General features: G+C 64.2%; 3 protein-coding genes. 2 read left to right on the top strand and 1 reads right to left on the bottom strand.

What is annotated here, in order from left to right; translation table 11 throughout:
* On the bottom strand, nt 1–689 hold a 689-nt coding region (locus tag AC1D1X_RS21555; protein WP_477699137.1), incomplete at its 3' end, for a helix-turn-helix domain-containing protein.
* 163 nt (nt 690–852) lie between these two features.
* On the opposite strand from AC1D1X_RS21555, the gene AC1D1X_RS21550 reads away from it, so the two are divergent.
* Both AC1D1X_RS21550 and AC1D1X_RS21545 read left to right on the top strand, forming a co-directional pair.
* Nucleotides 853–1,266, top strand: a complete 414-nt coding sequence (locus AC1D1X_RS21550) for a hypothetical protein (RefSeq protein WP_477671368.1) — start codon at nt 853–855, stop codon at nt 1,264–1,266.
* 105 nt (nt 1,267–1,371) lie between these two features.
* Nucleotides 1,372–2,106, top strand: a 735-nt coding sequence (locus tag AC1D1X_RS21545) for an aconitase family protein (protein WP_477699136.1), incomplete at its 3' end; no start/stop codon positions are given.

The raw sequence follows: 2,106 nt of genomic DNA, 5'->3' as shown, positions 1-2,106 counted from the left end.
GGCGTGTTGAGCTTGAAAGGCATCACAACGCCTGGATGCTCGCCTTCCAGATTCGGCCCCTTGGCTTCTTCCGGCACCGGGTAGGCCTTCAGTTCTTCCAGCAACGCCACCAGCGCCGGGTCGGCCGTGGCCGTGATCTGCTGGCGCAGGCGTTCAAACAAATGGTCGCGCCACTGCAGCAGGTTGGCGATGCGCGGCGCCAGGCCCTTGGGGTGCAGGCTCAGGCGCAGCACGTTGACGGGGGCTTCCAGCAGCGACGCATCGGCGCCCGCCAGCAGGTGCGGCACCATGCGGTTGGTCGCCACGATGTTCCAGTGGCGGTCCAGGGCCAGGGCCGGGTAGGGCTCATGGCTTTTCAGCAGCAGCTCCACCGCCTGGCGGGCCGAAGCCAGCGCCGGGTCATTCAGCGGCCGCTCGCGGTACATGGGCGCGTAGCCGGCCGCCACCAGCAGCGCATTGCGCTCGCGTAGCGGAATGTCCAGCCGCTCCGACAGGCGCAGCACCATCTCGCGGCTGGGCACCGAGCGGCCGGTTTCCACAAAACTCAAATGCCGCGTCGAGATGTCGGCCTCGTGGGCCAGGTCCAGCTGGCTCAGGCGCMGGTGCTGGCGCCAGTGGCGCAAGTGGTCGCCAAAGGGTTGGGCCGCGCGCGGCGCGGGGCGGGTAGGGTGATGAATGCTGGCAGTCATGGCGCCATCCTAAAGCCATGAAGCTGGTTTTCCATTACCTGCCAGGTTATCGACGAGCAGCCGGTGCGCAGGAATGATGACCCCCATGCGCACCGACCCGGCGGCCCGGCGCGCTGATCGCTATTCCCTATGACCGGCTGCCAGCACTTTCAGGAGTTTTGCCATGTCTTCGAGTTCCATCCTTTCCTCTCCCAACTTCCTGCGCAATGTGCTGCGTGTGGATGCGCTGTCGTGCATCGCTTGCGGCGTATTGCAAGTCGCCTTTCCAGCCGCGATGGCCCGCATGCTGAACCTGCCCGAGGGCCTGATTGCCTACACCGGAGAGTTCCTGCTGGTCTATGCGGCAGTCGTTGCGGTTGTTTCAACGCGTAATCCTTTGCCGCGCGGCGTTATCTGGGCGCTGGTGGCTGGCAATATCGGCTGGGCGCTGGCCTGTGTACTGTTGCTGGTGAGTGGTCACGTGTCGCCTTCGATGCTGGGCGTGGGCTATGTGGTCATACAGGCGCTGACGGTGGCGGTGCTGGCCGAGCTTCAGTACTTCGGCCTGCGCCGCGCGGCGCCCCAGCCGGCCTGGTGAGAACGCACAAGACTCGGTAGAGGGGCAGGGTATGCGGCGCCGGACTCCCACGGAGCCGCAGTGCCTGCCAGAATGGGGGCTGCCGTCAATAAAAAGGAGTCCGCCATGGCCAAACCGCCTCCCCACGCTTTTTCCTCCACGCTCAAAAGCTTCAAGACCGCCTCCGGCAAAACCGGCAAGTTCTACTCCCTGCCGGAACTCGCCAAACAGTTTCCCAAAGTTTCCCGCCTGCCGGTGTCCATGCGCATCGTGCTTGAGTCGGTGCTGCGCAATTGCGAGGGCAAAAAGGTCACGGCCGAACACGTGGCGCAACTAGCCCACTGGCTGCCCCAGGCCGAGCGCACCGAAGAGATCCCGTTTGTTGTCTCGCGCGTGGTGCTGCAGGACTTCACCGGTGTGCCGCTGCTGGCCGACCTGGCCGCCATGCGCAGCGTGGCGCTGAAGCTGGGCAAGAACCCTAAAGCCATCGAGCCGCTGGTACCAGTCGACCTGGTGGTCGACCACTCCATCATGGTCGACTACTACGGCAAGAAAAATTCGTTGGACCTCAACATGAAGCTGGAGTTCCAGCGCAACCGTGAGCGCTACGAGTTCATGAAATGGGRCATGCAGGCCTTTGACACCTTTGGCGTAGTGCCGCCGGGCTTCGGCATCGTGCACCAGGTCAACCTTGAATACCTCTCGCGCGGCGTGCATAAAAGCAGGGACGGCGTGTACTATCCCGACTCGCTGGTGGGCACCGACAGCCACACCACCATGATCAACGGCATCGGCGTGGTTGCCTGGGGCTGCGGCGGCATCGAGGCCGARGCCGCCATGCTGGGCCAGCCCGTCTACTTC

Source organism: Polaromonas sp. P1_G4 (genome assembly GCF_056405475.1).
This window is presented reverse-complemented; position numbering and strand designations above follow the sequence as displayed.

What these genes read in the sequence shown, in the direction of transcription:
- AC1D1X_RS21550 (WP_477671368.1), top strand. Translation starts at nt 853, where the DNA reads ATGTCTTCGAGTTCCATCCTTTCCTCTCCCAACTTCCTGCGCAATGTG.